General features: G+C 70.0%; 12 protein-coding genes, 1 tRNA gene and 1 riboswitch. Of the genes, 2 read left to right on the forward strand and 11 right to left on the reverse strand.

Annotated elements, in window-relative coordinates:
* Positions 1 to 82: 82 nt before the first annotated feature.
* Together ABTX60_RS12905 and ABTX60_RS12910 are read right to left on the reverse strand one after the other, a co-directional pair.
* Positions 83 to 1,258, reverse strand: coding sequence for a 4-hydroxybenzoate 3-monooxygenase (locus ABTX60_RS12905; protein WP_352097107.1), 1,176 nt, complete (start codon positions 1,256 to 1,258; stop codon positions 83 to 85).
* Positions 1,259 to 1,391: 133 nt separating this feature from the next.
* Positions 1,392 to 1,475, reverse strand: a tRNA-Leu gene (locus ABTX60_RS12910).
* A 416-nt stretch (positions 1,476 to 1,891) separates the two neighbouring features.
* Between ABTX60_RS12910 and ABTX60_RS12915 the strand changes: the two genes are divergently transcribed.
* Positions 1,892 to 2,662: an ABC transporter ATP-binding protein gene (locus tag ABTX60_RS12915; RefSeq protein WP_352097108.1), complete on the forward strand. Its 771-nt coding sequence runs from the start codon at positions 1,892 to 1,894 to the stop codon at positions 2,660 to 2,662.
* Between the two features lie 38 nt (positions 2,663 to 2,700).
* Positions 2,701 to 5,235: an ABC transporter permease gene (locus ABTX60_RS12920; protein WP_352097109.1), complete on the forward strand. Its 2,535-nt coding sequence runs from the start codon at positions 2,701 to 2,703 to the stop codon at positions 5,233 to 5,235.
* Positions 5,236 to 5,310: 75 nt separating this feature from the next.
* Here ABTX60_RS12920 and ABTX60_RS12925 read toward each other — a convergent pair whose 3' ends face one another.
* The 9 genes from ABTX60_RS12925 to ABTX60_RS12965 all read right to left on the reverse strand — a co-directional run bounded on the left by ABTX60_RS12925 (position 5,311) and on the right by ABTX60_RS12965 (position 15,790).
* Entirely contained in the window at positions 5,311 to 6,618 is a 1,308-nt protein-coding gene (locus tag ABTX60_RS12925) for a class I SAM-dependent methyltransferase (protein WP_352097110.1), read from the reverse strand.
* Positions 6,619 to 6,852: 234 nt separating this feature from the next.
* On the reverse strand, positions 6,853 to 8,241 hold the full coding sequence (locus ABTX60_RS12930) for an NAD(P)/FAD-dependent oxidoreductase (protein WP_352097111.1): 1,389 nt from the start codon (positions 8,239 to 8,241) through the stop codon (positions 6,853 to 6,855).
* 420 nt (positions 8,242 to 8,661) lie between these two features.
* Positions 8,662 to 9,603, reverse strand: coding sequence for a Ppx/GppA phosphatase family protein (locus ABTX60_RS12935; RefSeq protein WP_352097112.1), 942 nt, complete (start codon positions 9,601 to 9,603; stop codon positions 8,662 to 8,664).
* Positions 9,600 to 10,130 carry a DUF501 domain-containing protein gene (locus tag ABTX60_RS12940; protein ID WP_306966285.1) on the reverse strand — a complete coding sequence of 177 codons (531 nt, stop codon included), beginning with the start codon at positions 10,128 to 10,130 and terminating at the stop codon, positions 9,600 to 9,602. The genes ABTX60_RS12935 and ABTX60_RS12940 overlap by 4 nt, the downstream gene beginning before the upstream one ends.
* A gap of 51 nt (positions 10,131 to 10,181) precedes the next feature.
* Complete coding sequence (locus ABTX60_RS12945; RefSeq protein ID WP_352097113.1) at positions 10,182 to 10,658, reverse strand: FtsB family cell division protein; 477 nt, start codon at positions 10,656 to 10,658, stop codon at positions 10,182 to 10,184.
* Positions 10,659 to 10,765: 107 nt separating this feature from the next.
* On the reverse strand, positions 10,766 to 12,046 hold the full coding sequence (gene eno / locus ABTX60_RS12950; RefSeq protein ID WP_104780308.1) for a phosphopyruvate hydratase: 1,281 nt from the start codon (positions 12,044 to 12,046) through the stop codon (positions 10,766 to 10,768).
* 264 nt (positions 12,047 to 12,310) lie between these two features.
* Complete coding sequence (locus tag ABTX60_RS12955; RefSeq protein ID WP_352097114.1) at positions 12,311 to 12,997, reverse strand: transglycosylase family protein; 687 nt, start codon at positions 12,995 to 12,997, stop codon at positions 12,311 to 12,313.
* 4 nt (positions 12,998 to 13,001) lie between these two features.
* Positions 13,002 to 13,168, reverse strand: a riboswitch (cyclic di-AMP (ydaO/yuaA leader).
* A 228-nt stretch (positions 13,169 to 13,396) separates the two neighbouring features.
* Positions 13,397 to 14,362: a transglycosylase family protein gene (locus ABTX60_RS12960; protein WP_352097115.1), complete on the reverse strand. Its 966-nt coding sequence runs from the start codon at positions 14,360 to 14,362 to the stop codon at positions 13,397 to 13,399.
* 120 nt (positions 14,363 to 14,482) lie between these two features.
* Positions 14,483 to 15,790, reverse strand: a complete 1,308-nt coding sequence (locus tag ABTX60_RS12965) for a cytochrome P450 family protein (RefSeq protein ID WP_352097116.1) — start codon at positions 15,788 to 15,790, stop codon at positions 14,483 to 14,485.
* Positions 15,791 to 15,878 lie beyond the last annotated feature (88 nt).

Consider the following 15,878-nt stretch of genomic DNA (forward strand, 5'->3'; position numbering starts at 1 on the left):
GGGAGGATCTTTCCCTCGTCGTGCTGCGCAACACGCTACGCGGCGTGGTGATTCCCCTCACCGGAGGGGGTCGTCCGCGGGCTCACCCGAAGGGGAAGCCCGTGTACGCCTCCGCCAGGTCCGTCTCGGCGGCGCGGGAGGAGGCGATCCGCTCCAGCCGGGCGAGCTGGAGCCGGTCCTCGAAGGGCGTCGCGCCGGGTGCGCGGTGCAGCAGGGTCGTCATGTCGTACGAGAACCGCTCCGCCTGCCAGACCCGGCGCAGGCAGGTCGCGGAGTAGGCGTCGAGCAGCTCCGCCGATCCGGTCTCCTGGCGGTGGATCAGGCCCCGGGCGAAGGTCACCACGTCGCCGACGGCGAGGTTCAGGCCCTTGGCCCCGGTCGGGGGGACGATGTGCGCCGCGTCACCGGCGAGGAAGAGGCGGCCGTGGCGCATGGGCTCGTGGACGTAGGAGCGCATGGGCGTGACCGATTTCTGGGTGATCGGGCCGCGCTCCAGGCGCCAGTCGTCGGCGGTCTCGAACCGGCGCTCCAGTTCGTCCCAGATCTCCTCGTCGCCCCACGCCCCGGCGTCGGTGCCGTCGGGCACTTGGAGGTAGAGGCGGGAGACGGCCGGTGAGCGCATGGAGAGGAGGGCGAACCCGCGGTCGTGGCGGGCGTAGACGAGCTCGTCGTGCGAGGGCGGCACGTCGGCGAGGATGCCGAGCCAGCCGAAGGGGTACGTCCGTTCGAAGACCCGGACCAGTTCCGCGGGGATCGCCTTGCGGGCCACGCCCCAGAAGCCGTCACAGCCGACGACGTAGGCGCACTGGAGGACGTCCTCGCGGCCCTCGTGCCGGAAGCGGACGCGCGGGGCGTCCGTGTCCGCGTCCTCGACGGCCAGCGCCTCCGCCTCGAACAGCAGCGGGCCGCCCTCCCGGAGTTGGAGGGCGATGAGGTCCTTGCAGACCTCGGTCTGGGCGTAGACCGTCACGGACCGGCCGCCGGTGAGGGCGGGGAAGTCGACGCGGTGACGACTTCGGTCGAAGCGGAGCTCGATGCCGTCGTGGCGCAGCCCCTCGCGGTCCATGCGCTCCCCGGCGCCGGCCGCGCGCAGCACGTCCGCCGTGCCCTGCTCCAGGATCCCGGCGCGCTGCCGCCGTTCGACGTAGGAGCGGTCGCGGCTCTCCAGGACGACCGAGTCGATGCCCGCGTTGTGGAGCAGCCGGGCGAGGAGGAGGCCGGCGGGGCCCGCTCCGATGATGCCGACGGTGGTGCGCATCGGACGACCTCTTCTCATCCACGTTCGCCAGGTGAAATTTCTTTCACTATGTGGTGTGAGTCTCCGACGGCATGCGGTCGCTGTCAACGGGCACGCCGTGAACTCTTCAATGGAGCACACAGGGATCGGAAGGTGCCCGGAGCCGGACTTGAACCGGCACGCCCGCGAAGGGGCAGCGAGGTTTAAGCTCGCCGTGTCTGCATTCCACCATCCGGGCAGGCCGTGGGCTCCGCATCGAGGTTCCGAGACTATCCGGACGGGTCCCCCGAACAGCCGAAGCGTGGACCGATGTTGTCTTATTTTATTGACGTCTGAGGGTGCATCAGCACACGGAACACGCCATCCGCACTTGCCAATAGCCTTGCGTGCGGCGGTCGGCCATGTATGCGGAATGACGGAATTTCACCGCCTGAACGAGGGCACTCCACCTGTTCTCGACACCTGGAGGCATCTGCTCCCGACGCCGGGGCCACTCAGGGGCGTTCGTCATCCCCAGGTATGACACTGCCCCGCGCGGTCAGACCGCAGTCGGGCCTCGGAACCGGAACAGCGGGGGACTACACGGCGGCGTGGGACCCGGACGATGGAACACGTCCTTCCCCCTGCACAGCCGTCCGACAGGAGTGCCATCCCGTGACCACCGCTTCCCTCACCGACCGGGCCACAGCAGCGGCCGCGCGCGCCACGGATCTGTCGAAGATCTACGGGCAGGGTGAGACCCAGGTGGTCGCCCTGGACCGCGTCTCCGTCGACTTCCGGCAGGCGGAGTTCACCGCGATCATGGGCCCGTCCGGCTCCGGCAAGTCCACCCTGATGCACTGCGTGGCCGGCCTCGACTCCTTCTCCTCCGGGTCGGTGCGCATCGGCGACACCGAGCTCGGCTCGCTGAAGGACAAGCAGCTGACCAAGCTGCGCCGGGACAAGATCGGTTTCATCTTCCAGGCGTTCAACCTGCTGCCGACCCTCACGGCCCTGGAGAACATCACCCTTCCGATGGACATCGCGGGGCGCAAGCCGGACAAGGAGTGGCTGGACTCCGTGATCCGGATGGTCGGTCTGGCGGACCGGCTCGGCCACCGGCCGTCCCAGCTGTCCGGAGGTCAGCAGCAGCGCGTCGCGGTGGCCCGGGCGCTGGCCTCCCGGCCCGAGATCATCTTCGGGGACGAGCCCACCGGAAACCTCGACTCGCGCTCGGGCGCCGAGGTGCTGGGCTTCCTGCGCAACTCCGTGCGGGAGTTGGGGCAGACGGTGGTGATGGTGACGCACGACCCGGTGGCCGCCGCCTACGCGGACCGGGTGGTCTTCCTCGCGGACGGCCGGATCGTCGACGAGATGCACGGGCCGACGGCCGACTCCGTGCTCGACCGCATGAAGGAGTTCGACGCCAAGGGCCGCACCAGCTGATCCCCCGTCAGGACCGACAGGACTGAGAAGAAGAACCCATGTTCCGTACCGCCTTGCGCAATGTGCTCGCACACAAGGCCCGGCTCCTGATGACCGTGCTCGCCGTGATGCTCGGCGTCGCATTCGTCTCCGGCACCCTGGTCTTCGCCGACACCCTCTCCAACGCCTTCCGCAATCAGTCGGCGAAGAGCTACGACGACGTCGCCGTCTCCGTCACCATGTACGCCGACCCGGACGACCCCGAAAAGGTGCCCGGCCTGACCGGCGGGGACCTCGACAGGATCTCCGCGGTGGACGGCGTCGCCGGGGTGTACGGCCGTGTCGAGGGCTTCGCCGGGGTCGCCGACCCCGACGGGAAGCTGATCGGCGTCGGCTGGTCAAACAAGGGCTCCAACTTCGCCCCCGGCAAGGACGGCAAGGACGCCGCCTACACGTTCACCGACGGCTCCGGCCCGGTGAAGGACGACCAGATCGCCCTGGACGAGGAGTCCGCTGCCAAGGGCGAGTACAAGGTGGGCGACCGGGTGCGCGTCGCGACCAACGGGCCCGTGAAGGAGTACACCCTCAGCGGTGTGTTCACCACCGAGGACGGTGCCGTCAACGCCGGCGGCAGCCTCGTCCTCTTCGACACCGCCGTCGCCCAGAAGCAGTACCTCAAGCCGGGCTATTTCGAGAGCGTCACCGTCACCGCCGCCTCCGGCGCCGACGACGCGAGGATCCTGAGCGCGGTCAAGCCGCTGCTGCCGGACACCGCCGAGGCGCAGACCGGCAAGGCGCTCGCCGACGAGCAGGCCGAGCAGATCGAACAGGGCATGGGCAACCTCAAGCAGGTCCTGCTCGGCTTCGCGGGCATCGCGCTCTTCGTCGGCATCTTCCTGATCTCCAACACGTTCACCATGCTGGTCGCCCAGCGCACCAAGGAGATCGCCCTGATGCGCGCCGTCGGCGCGTCCCGCAAGCAGATCACCCGCTCAGTGCTCGCCGAGGCCGCGCTGGTGGGTCTGGTCGCCTCGGCCGTCGGTTTCGTCCTCGGCATCGGCCTGGCCGTCGGCCTGCGCTCCGGCATGGCCGCGTTCGACATGAAGATGCCGGACGGTCCGCTGATCCTGTCCGTCACGCCGGTGATCGCGGCTCTCGCGGTGGGCGTGCTGATCACGACGTTCGCCGCCTGGCTGCCCGGCCGCCGGGCCGCGAAGATCCCGCCGGTGGCGGCCATGAACAGTGTCCACGCGGCGGCCACCACCAAGTCGCTGGTGTTGCGCAACTCCATCGGTGCGGTCGTCACCGCCGCGGGTGCGATGGGGATCGTGGCGGGTGCCTCGACCGGCGGCGACGACGGCCGCATGTACATCGGGGCGGGCGCCTTCTTCGCGCTGATCGGCGTGATCATCCTGATTCCGCTGCTGTCCCGGCCCGTCATCGCGCTCGTCCGTCCGCTGCTCGTCGGCCCGTTCGGGGTGGCCGGCAAGCTGGCCGGCCTGAACGCGGTCCGCAACCCGCGCCGCACCGGCGCCACCGCCTCGGCACTGGCCATCGGGCTGACGCTGGTGACCGGCCTGTCGGTACTCGGCATCACGGTCGGCACGGCCATCGACAAGATGACCACCGACAACATCAAGGCCGACTACATGGTCTCGATGGCCAACGGCGGTGACCTCGACGGCTCGGTACTGAACGCGCTGGAGAAGGCGAAGGGCGTGTCCGCGGTCTCGCCGCAACAGAGCTCCTACTTCAAGGTCGACGGCGACGACTTCGTCTCCGCCTCGGCGGTCACCCCCGGCGACATCGAGAAGGTCCTGGCCGTCGATGTCGTCAGCGGCAGCGCGGACTCGCTCGCCGAGGGCCGGATCGCCGTCGCCGAGAAGACGGCGAAGAGCAGGGGCTGGAAGACCGGCGACACCGTCCCCGTCACCTTCGGCGACGACAAGAAGGCCGAGCTGACGGTCGGCGCCGTCTACCGGGACAGCGAGTTCCTCTCCCCCGTCCTCATCGATCGGAAGATCGTCGACCGGCACGAGACGAAGCCGTCCATCCAGCAGATCTTCGTGAAGGTCGACGGCGGCCAGACCGCGGCGAACGAGAAGGTCGTCGTCGACGCGCTGGGCGACAACCCCGCGATCACCGTGATGGACCGGCAGGACATCCGCAACGAGTTCGGCGGCGCCATCAACACCCTCCTCAACGTCATGTACGGCCTGCTGGCGATGGCCCTGATCATCGCGGTGCTGGGCGTGGTCAACACCCTCGCGATGTCGGTCTTCGAACGGCAGCAGGAGATCGGCATGCTGCGCGCCATCGGCCTGGACCGGCGCCGGGTGAAGCGGATGGTCCGCCTGGAGGCCGTCGTCATCTCGGTGTTCGGCGCCGTGGTCGGCATCGGTCTCGGGGCATTCCTCGGCTGGGCGATCGGCGAGACCTTCGCGGACCAGATCCCGGGGTACACGCTGGTCCTGCCCTGGGACCGGATCGGTGTCTTCCTGGTGCTGGCCGGTCTGGTGGGCGTCCTGGCCGCGATGTGGCCGGCCCGCAACGCCGCCCGGCTGAACATGCTGAACGCGATCAAGGCGGAGTGACCTCGCCGCTCCGCGGTACGCCGAAGGGCCGGGCTCCCCGTGACGGGGAACCCGGCCCTTCCCATCGTGCCCGGGTCAGTCCTGGTCGGGCGCGCCCCAGGTGCGGGCCCGCAGCGGCATCCCCGAGGCGCCCGGCTCCGGGGCGCGGACGGCCAGGACCTGGTTGACACCGATGCGGTTGCGTTCGAAGGCGAGGGCGCAGGCCGCCATGTAGAGGCGCCAGACGCGGGCCCGGCCGGGACCGGCCAGCTGGACCGCCCGCTGCCAGTCGGCCTCGAGGCGGGACACCCACTGACGCAGGGTCAGAGCGTAGTGCTCGCGGAGCGCCTCGACGTCGCGCACCTCGAACCCGGCGTGCTCCAGCTGGGTCACGGTGGCGCCGATCGGCTGGAGTTCGCCGTCGGGGAAGACGTAGGAGTCGATGAACGCGTCGATGTCGTACGTCGTCTCGTCCCGCTGCGGACGGCGGGCGATCTGGTGGTTCAGGAGCCGTCCGCCGGGCTTGAGCAGGTCGTACAGGTCGGCGGCGTACTCCAGGTACCGCTCGGCGCCGACGTGTTCGGCCATGCCGATGGAGGAGATGGCGTCGTAGGGACCGTCCCGGACGTCGCGGTAGTCCTGGACGCGGATCTCGACCATGTCGGTGAGGCCCTCGTCGGCGACGCGCTTGCGGGCGTAGGCGGCCTGCTCCTGGGAGAGCGTGACGCCGACGACGCGCACACCGTGCTCGCGGGCGGCGTGGACGGCCATGGAGCCCCAGCCGCAGCCGACGTCCAGCAGCCGCCCGCCGGGTCTCAGGCCGAGCTTGCGGCAGACGAGTTCGAGCTTGTCGTGCTGGGCCTGTTCGAGGGTGCTGTCCGGGGTGGGCCAGTAGGCGCAGGAGTACACCATGGACGGGCCGAGGACGATCTCGTAGAAGTCGTTGCCGACGTCGTAGTGGTGGCTGATGGCGCGTCGGTCGGTGTGCTTGGTGTGCAGATGGCGGCGGGGGCGGCGGGCCTCCTCGCGGGGCGGGGCGGGCGGCAGCGGGAGTCCGGCGAGCTTGACCAGTCCGCGGACGGCGGCGCGTACCTCGGGGTCACGCAGGGCCTGGGCGAGGGTGCGGGCGTCCTCGCCGCGCTCCCAGATGAGACCGGACAGCAGATCGAGGGTCGTGTAGAGGTCGCCTTCGATGTCGAGGTCCCCCGCCACCCAGGCGCGGGCCAGACCCAGTTCGCCGGGCTTCCACAGCAGGCGGCGCAGCGCGCGGCGGTTGCGTACGACCAGGGTCGGCGCGCCCGGCGGGCCGGCCTGCGAACCGTCCCATGCGCGGATGCCCACCGGGAGCGGTGCTCCCAGCAACTGTGTGAAGAGGCCCTGCAGCCGCGGCGCGGCGTCTGCCATGGTGTACACCTCCGTGACGAGGAATCCCGGAATGTCCGACACCACGTAAACACCTGCGGGGCTTCGACGCAGTCCCCGGCACGCGTCATGTCTGGGCAAAACCGCCGCTTCGCCCGCCCGGACGCGGCGGCCCCGGCGGGCCGGAGGACCTCGACGGCAGGCCGGCACGCCGAAGGGCCCCCCGCACCACGGATGGCGGGAGGCCCTTCGTCGGACGGATGCGTCGACCGGAGGTCAGGAGGCCTTGGCCTTCTCCTCGGTCTTCTCCTTCGGCGCGGCGGCGACCGGGGCCGGCTTGGCGGCCTCGTAGAACTCCTCACGCGGCGTCTCGATGGCGCCGAGCGAGACGACCTCGCGCTTGAGGAACATGCCGAGGGTCCAGTCGGCGAAGACGCGGATCTTGCGGTTCCAGGTCGGCATGGCCAGACCGTGGTAGCCACGGTGCATGTACCAGGCGAGACGGCCCTTGAGCTTGATCTTCATCTTGCCCATGACGATCATCGCGACGCCCTTGTGGAGGCCGAGACCGGCCACCGCGCCCTTGTTGGCGTGCGCGTAGTCCTTCTGCGGGAAGCCCCGCATGCCGGACACCACGTTGTCGCCGAGGACCCGGGCCTGGCGCAGCGCGTGCTGGGCGTTCGGCGGGCACCAGGCGTTCTCGTTGCCCGCCTTGCGGCCCACGAGGTCCGGGACCTGGGCGTTGTCGCCGGCGGCCCAGATGTAGTCGGTGCCCTTGACCTGGAGGGTCGGCTCGCAGTCGACGTGACCGCGGGGGCCGAGGGGCAGGCCGTAGCGGGCGAGGGCCGGGTTGGGCTTGACGCCGGCGGTCCAGACGATGGTGTTGGAGTCGACCTCGAGGCCGTTCTTCAGCACCACGTGGCCGTCGACGCAGGAGTCCATGGAGGTGGACAGGTAGACCTCGACGCCGCGGCCCTCGAGGTGCTCCTTGCCGTACTTGCCGAGCTTGGGACCGACCTCGGGGAGGATCTTGTCGGCGGCGTCGACCAGGATGAAGCGCATGTCCTCGCGGGACACGTTCTTGTAGTACTGCGCCGCGTCGCGGGCCATGTCCTCGACCTCGCCGATGGTCTCGGCACCGGCGAATCCGCCGCCCACGAAGACGAAGGTGAGCGCCTTGCGGCGGATCTCCTCGTCGGTGGTGGAGTCGGCCTTGTCGAGCTGCTCGAGGACGTGGTTGCGCAGGCCGATGGCCTCCTCGACGCCCTTCATGCCGATGCCCTGCTCCGCGAGACCGGGGATCGGGAAGGTGCGGGAGACCGCGCCGAGCGCGATCACCAGGTAGTCGAAGGGCAGCTCGTAGGCCTCGCCGACCAGCGGGGAGACCGTGGCGACCTTGCGGTCCTGGTCGATGGTGGTGACCCGGCCGGTGAGAACCTCCGCCTTGGGCAGCACGCGTCGCAGCGGGACGACGACGTGGCGCGGGGAGATGTTGCCGGCGGCGGCTTCGGGGAGGAAGGGCTGGTAGGTCATGTACGACCGGGGGTCGACGACCGTGACGGTCGCCTCGCCGTAGCGCATCTTCTTCTGGATGCGCCGAGCTGCGTACAGGCCTACGTACCCACCGCCTACTACGAGGATCCTGGGACGCTCCGTGGTGCTCATGCCATCGAGTATCCACCCGTCTCAGGGGGGTGGCTCGTGCGCCCCTTCACAAGCTCTTGCAGGGTGTGTGCTATCCTCCGCGGCCCGCGTGATCCACGTCATGGTGACAACCGGGCTCCTTTATGCACCCCGGAGCGTTGTCAATGCCGCGTGAGCTGCCTCTCTGTGCCCGAGGAGCCTCCGTGAGGCACTCCGAGACGGCCGCTTCGAGCACCTTCCCGGACCCCTCCATACCATGCTTCTGAACATGTTCAAAGGACTGTTCAGCCCCCGGACGGGTCAACGGGGCCCCTCTCATCGCTCGGGAGGGCCGAATTCCTTGTGAAGAACTTCACGAACTTTTCCCGCGGGCTGTCTCCGGGGGGTCCGTCCGAGCCCCCGGAGACGCTCATTCGTGATCCATGCCTGCTCAGAAGCGGGCTAGGCGACCGACCACGCGATGCCGTCGAGGATGTCGTGCTCGCTCACCACGACCTCACGCGCCCCGATCCGCTCCATGATCGACAGGAGCACGAGGGCGCCCGCCCCGATCACGTCGACCCGGCCCGGATGCATGGAGGGCACGGCCGCGCGCTCGGCGTGGGTGGAGCGCAGCAGCCACTCGGTGATCTCGCGGACCCGGTCGTAGGAGACGCGGGAGTGGTGGATGGCCTCCGAGTCGTACGCGGGGAGCTCCTGCGCGATCGCCGACACGGTCGTCACGGAGCCGGCGAGGCCCACGAGCGTGCGCGCCTCGCGCAGCGGAACCGTCTGCTCGGCGAGGTCGAGGGCGGCCTCGATGTCGGCCCGCATCGCCGCGATCCGCTCCTCGGCGGGCGGGTCGCTCACCACCCCGTCCCGGACCAGGTGCCGCTCGGTCATGCGGACACAGCCGATGTCCACCGAGCGGGCCGCCCGGACATGGTCGTCGCCCACCACGAACTCGGTCGAGCCGCCGCCGATGTCCACGACCAGGTAGGGCTTGGGCAGGTGGTCGCTCCCGGCGAGCTCCCTGGTGGCGCCGGTGAAGGAGAACTCGGCCTCCTGGTCGCCGGTGATCACCTCGGGCCCGACGCCCAGGATGTCCAGCACACCGCGCACGAACTCGTCCCGGTTCTCGGCGTCCCGGGAGGCGGAGGTCGCCACGAACCGCAGCCGCTCCGCCCCGTGCTCCTTGATGACCGCGGCGTACTCACGGCACGCCGCGAAGGTCCGCTGCAGCGCCTCGGGGGCGAGCCGGCCGGTGCGGTCGACGCCCTGCCCGAGACGCACGATCGTCATCCGGCGGTCCAGGTCGACCAGCTCACCGGTGGCCGGGTCGGCGTCGGCGACCAGGAGCCGGATCGAGTTCGTACCGCAGTCCACGGCGGCGACACGGGTCACTGGGCGTCCTCCTCGGCGGTCGTCACACAGGCGCCCTTGCGCCACCACTCCGGCAGCATCGCCAGCGCCTCGTCACCCAGCGGGTTCACGCCCGGCCCCGCGGCCAGGGAGTGGGCCACCAGGACGTGCAGGCACTTCACCCGGTCCGGCATGCCGCCCGCGCTCGGGAAGTTCTTCAGCTCCTCGATCTCGTCACGGCGCCGGACGTAGTCCTCGTGCGCGGCCCGGTAGGCCGCCGCCAGCTCCGGGTCCGAGGCCAGCCGCTCGGTCATCTCCTTCATCACGCCGTTGGCCTCCAGCGTGCCGATGGCCGAGTTCGCCTTCGGGCACGTCAGGTAGTACAGCGTGGGGAACGGCGTCCCGTCCGGCAGCCGGGGGGCCGTCTCGACGACGTCGGGCTGACCGCACGGGCAGCGGTGCGCGATCGCGCGCAGACCGCGCGGGGGCCGACCGAGCTGCTGCTTGAAGGCCTCGACGTCGGCGTCGGTCGGCTCGGTGCGCGGGGTGGTCGGCGGGGGCGTTTCCATGACTGTCTTCAGGCTGTCTTTCTCTGGGGTCAGGTCACTGACTGGGCTGGGTCACCGGTCGGAGGCGTCGGCCGTGTCGACCCCGTCCCAGACGTTCGAGTACCAGGGGCGATCGGCCGCCCCCAGGTCGGTGCGCGACTGCTGCGCCGCGTGCGGGTCGACGACGATGAAGCCCGTCTCCCCCGGCATGACGTAGTGCAACCGCTGCCGGATCTGCTGCTCGGCGTACGCGTCGTCCTGCCAGCGTGCCTTCAGGTCGCGCAGGCGTTCGACGCGCTCGCGGGCCTGCTGCTGTTCGCGCTGGAGGTCGTCGATCTCGGCGCGCTGCGAGACGTACTCCCGCATCGGGTAGGCCAGGGCGACGATCAGCGAGCACATCACCAGGGCGAGCAGGGCGGCCCGGCCGGTCAGCCGCGAGCGGCGGGCCTGGCGCCTGGTCTGGGAACGGTAGACCCGGGCCGCGGTCTGCTCGCCGAGCAACCGGATCCTGGTCGCGGTGGAGAACCGGTCCCGGTCCTTCACGGCCATCTGTCCGCCTCCCGCTCCACCGTCATACGCGCGTACGTCCCCGGACACGGTACGGGACCGAGTACGGGGACGTACGTACGACTGGCTAAGGCTTACCCGGGTGAAGGTCAGCCCTTGAAGCGCGGGAAGGCACTGCGGCCCGCGTAGACCGCTGCGTCGTCGAGGATCTCCTCGATGCGCAGCAGCTGGTTGTACTTGGCGACGCGCTCGGAGCGGGCGGGGGCGCCGGTCTTGATCTGGCCGCAGTTGGTGGCGACGGCCAGGTCGGCGATGGTGACGTCCTCGGTCTCGCCGGAGCGGTGGGACATCATGCACTTGAAGCCGTTGCGCTGGGCCAGCTCGACGGCGTCCAGGGTCTCGGTGAGCGAACCGATCTGGTTGACCTTGACCAGGAGCGCGTTGGCCGCGCCCTCCTCGATGCCGCGGGCCAGGCGCTCGGGGTTGGTGACGAACAGGTCGTCGCCGACGAGCTGGACCTTGTCACCGAGCCTGTCGGTGATGGTCTTCCAGCCCTCCCAGTCGTCCTCGAACAGCGGGTCCTCGATGGAGACGAGCGGGTACGCGTCGACGAGCTCCGCGTAGTACTCGGTCATCTCGGCCGCCGAGCGGTCCTTGCCCTCGAAGGTGTAGACGCCGTCCTTGTAGAACTCGGAGGCGGCGACGTCGAGCGCCAGGGCGATCTGCTCGCCGGGGGTGTAGCCGGCTTCCTTGATCGCCTCGAGGATGAGGTCGAGGGCCTCGCGGTTGGAGCCGAGGTTCGGGGCGAAGCCGCCCTCGTCGCCGAGGCCGGTGGCCAGGCCCTTGCTCTTCAGGACCTTCTTCAGGGTGTGGTAGACCTCGGCGCCCCAGCGCAGGGCCTCGGAGAAGGACTCCGCGCCGATCGGGGCGATCATGAACTCCTGGATGTCCACGTTGGAGTCGGCGTGCGAGCCGCCGTTCAGGATGTTCATCATCGGCACCGGCAGCAGGTGCGCGTTGGGGCCGCCCAGGTAGCGGAAGAGGGGGAGGTCGCTGGCCTCGGAGGCGGCGTGGGCGACGGCGAGGGAGACGCCGAGGATGGCGTTGGCGCCGAGCGAGCCCTTGTTGTCGGTGGCGTCCAGGTCGAACATGGCCTGGTCGATCAGGCGCTGCTCGGTGGCGTCGTAGCCGACCAGCTCCGGGCCGATCTGCTCGATGACCGCGAGGACGGCCTTCTCCACACCCTTGCCGAGGTAGCGGTTCGAGTCGCCGTCGCGGAGCTCGATGGCCTCGAAGGCGCCCGTGGAGGCGCCGGACGGGACGGCGGCACGACCGGTGCTGCCGTCGTCGAGGCCGACCTCGACCTCGACCGTGGGGTTGCCTCGGGAGTCCAGGATTTCCCGGGCTACGACGACGTCGATGGACGGCACGAGCATCTCCTTCTTCATGTGACGCGGTGACGCGGGTCGCGCGGACCCGGCGAGGTGCGGGCCCGGTGGCTCGCGACATGAGCCTAACCGGCTCGGGGCGATCGGCCACCGGGTCGCCCACCCCATGGACAGAACCGAGCGTAAATTGTTTCCGAACGGAACAAAGACGGTTGCAGAAAAAACCCCGCCCCGGCGCGTACGGGGGATGACGCACCGGGGCGGGGAGTCCGAGGACCCTGGACGGGTCCGGCGGTGGGCCGCTGCTTACTTCAGGTGCAGCTGCTGGCCCGGGTAGATGAGGTCGGCGTCCTCGACGATGTCCTTGTTCAGCTGGAAGAGCTTCTCCCAGCCGCCCTTGACCTTCTTGTCCGCGGCGATCGAGCCGAGGGTGTCACCCTTGACGACCTTGTACTCGCCGTCGCCCTTCTCGACCTTCTTGCCGGTCGGGGTGGTGACGGTCTTCTTGGCCGCCGGGCGCTCGTCGGAGCGGGAGGCCGGCTGCTGCTCGGTCTGGCGGGTCTCGGTGCTCTGCTGGCTCTGCGAGGAGCTGCCGGAGTCGCTGGAGGAGCCGCCGGTGGAGGCACCCGACAGGCCCTTGCCGCAGACCGGCCAGGCGCCCTTGCCCTGGCTCGCCAGGACCTTCTCGGCGACCTGGATCTGCTGGTCCTTGCTGGCCTTGTCGGCGGTCGAGGCGTACTGGGTGCCGCCGTACGCGGACCAGGTGGAGGCGGAGAACTGCAGACCGCCGTAGTAGCCGTTGCCGGTGTTGATGGACCAGTTGCCGCCGGACTCGCACTGGGCGACCGCGTCCCACTCGGAGGTGGTGGCGGCGGAGGCGTTGCCGACCGCCATCAGCGGGGCGGCGACGGCGGCACCGGTGACGCCGGCGATGGCGATGGCGCGGCTGGCCTTGGACGGACGGCGGTGCGTGCCCTTGCCGGAAAACAGCATGGAGAGATCCCCTCACCGACGCCTGCGAGGTGAGCTGTCGGGTTCGGGCCGGTTGAGTTGCCCGGCCGCGTCCCTCACGGGACGCGGCTTCACCCCAAGCCCTTCCGGCACAACCGGCCGGTCGGGCACCTACCTTGGGTCCCCCGCTCCTGCCTACGGCGCTTGACGCGACGACTGTTCCCGTACGGCCGCTGGCAGGATTCGGCGTTGCGGCAGCCGGGGCTCGCGGTGGCGAGCGGTCACGACCGTAGACACGAGATCCACAGAATTTCAAAGACGATCAGGGCTTCTGAGATCTATCTCTCACGGCCCCCAAACGGGACATCAGCCACTAAAGGGGGCGCGAACTCACCCGGTTTCGAGGTGACTTCGGCCGTCGTTTCCGCACTGCCCGAACAGCTACTTCTCGTCCGCTTCGCCCTCGACCGCGAGCGCCTGACCGGGGTGGATGAGGTTCGGGTCGGCGCCGACCTCCTTCTCGTTGCCCTCGTAGAGCGCGTGCCATCCGCCGCTGACCCGAAGGGCGTCGGCGATGGACCAGAGGCTGTCGCCGATGCCCACGATGTAGGCGCCTTCGGACGCGTCGCCGGAACTCTCTTCGGCGGGCGCGGAGTGACGCCCCGTGGACTTCTCCGCAGAGTCGCTGTCCGGCGCGCCGGTTTCGTCGGCGCTGGGGCCGCGATGGCGGCCGGAGCCGGTGTCGGCCGGCCGCGAGGAGTCGTCGCCCTGCTGGGAGTTGTCGGCTTTGTCACTCTTGGAGGTGTCCGAGGAGGAGTCCCCGGACTGACGCTCCTGTGACGAGCCGGTCGATTCGGGCGACTTGTCCGGCTTGGCCGTTTCATCCTTCGAGGCGGACGACGCGTCAGGCGACGAGGAGGGAGAAGAGGAAGGACTGTCCGAGGGGGACGAGCCGAGCGAGTCGAGCAGGCCGGGCGAGTCCACCTCACCGGACGAGTCGGACGCATCGGACGAACCGGAATCCGACCCCTTGCCCTGCTCGAGGCCGGAGAGCAGTCCGCAGGTGCGCCACGCGCCGACTCCCTGGTCGGCGAGGATTCTCTCGGCCACGGCTATCTGCTGGGAGCGGCTGGCCAGGTCGGCGCTCGCGGCGTAGTCGAGACCGCCGTGACTCTCCCAGTCCTCCTGGGACAACTGCAGGCCGCCGTAGTAGCCGTTGCCGCTGTTCTCGCTCCACGCGCCGCCGGTCTCGCAGTCCGCGACCCGGTCCCAGGTCGTGCCGTCGGCCGCACTGGCACCCGAGGCCCCGAGGAGCGGGATCGCGATGGCGGAGCCGGTCACTCCGGCCGCGACGAGGAGAGCCGGAGCCTGGCGGGGGCGACGGTGCCGACCGTTCCCGGAGAGCATACGGAGACCTTTCACGCGACAGCAGTGACCTACGCGGCGTGAATCCCTCCGCGTTGATGGGTGAACGTATCGGCAGACGATCACTTGTCACAAGTTCATGCCGCGCAGATCACGTGAAGATCACAGGTCTGATGTTTCGTCACCTTCGGCCGGGGCTACCGGCGCGAACTCCACCGGCAGCGTGCGCAGCCCGCGCATGATGAGGCCGCCGCGCCATCTCAGCTCGGCCGGATCGGCGGCGAGCCGCAGGTCCGGGAGGCGGGTGAGGAGGGTGGCGAGCGCGGTCTGGCCCTCCAGCCGGGCGAGCGGGGCGCCGAGGCAGTAGTGGATGCCGTGGCCGTACCCGAGGTGCTGGTTGTCGCGGCGGGAGAGGTCCAGTGCGTCCGGATCGGCGAACCGCTCCGGGTCCCGGTCCGCGGCGGCCAGCACGACGAGGACGGGGTCGCCCGCCTCGATGCGCTGCCCGCCGAGGGTGAGTGACTGCGTGGCGAAACGCCAGGTGGCGAGTTCGACGGGGCCGTCGTAGCGGAGGAGTTCCTCGACGCCCGTCTCCAGGAGGCCGCTCTCCCCGGCGGCGAGGGACGCCTGGAGCCGGGCACGCTGTCCGGGGTGGGTGAGCAGGGCGTAGGTGCCGTTTCCGATCAGGTTGACGGTGGTCTCGAAACCGGCGAACAGCAGGATGAAGGCCATGGCCGCCGCCTCGTTCTCGGTGAGGTGCTCACCGTGGTCCGAGGCGCGGATCAGGCCGGAGATGAGGTCCTCGCCGAGGGCGGGTTCGGCGGGCAGCGCCTCGCGCTTGCGGTGGATGAGGTCGGCCAGGTAGCCGCGCATCTTCTTCACCGACCGCGCCACACCGCCCCTGGGGCCGCCCTGGTGACGGATCATCATGCCCGCCCAGTCGCGGAAGTCGTCCTGGTCCTCGCGCGGGACGCCGAGCAGGTCGCAGATGGCGTAGATGGGGAGCGGGAAGGCGAACTCGTGGATCAGGTCGGCGGATCCCTTCGCCGCGAAGCCGTCGATCAGCGTGTCGGTGAGCTCCTGCACGCGCGGCGCGAACTCGGCGACCCGGCGGGGTGTGAACGCCTTGGACACCAGCCGCCGCAGCCGGGTGTGGTCCGGCGGGTCGATGTTCAGCAGATGCGTCATCAACTCGGCCTTGCGCTCGCCGGGGATGCCCGTCTTCCCCTTGGCGTGCGCCGGTTCGTCGTGATGCGCCGGGTTCTTGGAGAGCCGGTGGTCGGCGAGCGTCTGCTTGGCGTCGGCGTACCGCGTGACCAGCCAGGCCTCCACACCGCTCGGGAGCCGCGTCTTGTGGACGGGGCTGTGCTCGCGGAGCCAGGCGTAGGCGGGGTAGGGGTTGCTCGCGAACTCCCAGGTGAAGAGGTCGGGAGCGGTCGCGGCTGAGCTGGGCTGGGGCTGGTCGGTCACTCCTCGACCGTATCCGGCTTCCGGCAGCGGCCCGCCACCGTCACCCTCGGCTGAGGGGCTGGCGCGGCCCGGCTGAGCGAGCCGCGGC

The sequence above is a fragment of the Streptomyces sp. NPDC126510 genome, from assembly GCF_040302345.1.
GTDB lineage: Bacteria > Actinomycetota > Actinomycetes > Streptomycetales > Streptomycetaceae > Streptomyces.